We start from the raw sequence: 494 nt of genomic DNA on the forward strand, positions 1-494 counted from the left end.
TAAAAAGCATTAGCGCTATAAATTTGAGTTTCAAAACTATCTCCTTGTGGTATGACCTCTTATGAATGATAAAAAGTAGGAGAGAAACTCTAAATTTGGAAAGCCTATTTGTGGCACATTATTTCATTCTGTGACTGCTCAATTGAAAAACAACACAAATGATTAACATCAATTAATGGTTCGGGCGAATGTTAGTTAATTCTAATTAAGTCAGGGGTTTATAAAAACGCCCCGCAATGCAGGGCGATTCAATCATTGTTATAGGGAGACTTCTTTTTCAAGCATTAAGGCGTTATAACGCGCAAAACCAGCCTCTAAATCAGCGATCAAGTCATTTACGTCTTCTAAGCCAATATGAATACGAACCAAAGTACCTTCAAAGTATGGGTGAGCTATGGTTCTCAGGCTGTTAAAGCTCTTAGGTTCGTTAGCTAGAATGAGGCTTTCATAACCGCCCCAAGAGTAACCCATACTGAAGTGTTTCATACCATCAA

At 37.7% G+C, this 494-nt stretch carries 1 protein-coding gene; it reads right to left on the reverse strand.

All coding sequences use genetic code 11. The annotated features are described in order from the left end of the window. Positions 1-258 precede the first annotated feature (258 nt). A partial coding sequence (locus IQR33_RS04820) for a PLP-dependent transferase (RefSeq protein ID WP_193843557.1) occupies positions 259-494 on the reverse strand: 236 nt, incomplete at its 5' end.

Origin of the sequence: Vibrio sp. OPT46 (assembly GCF_015163535.1) — a bacterium.
GTDB lineage: Bacteria > Pseudomonadota > Gammaproteobacteria > Enterobacterales > Vibrionaceae > Vibrio > Vibrio alginolyticus.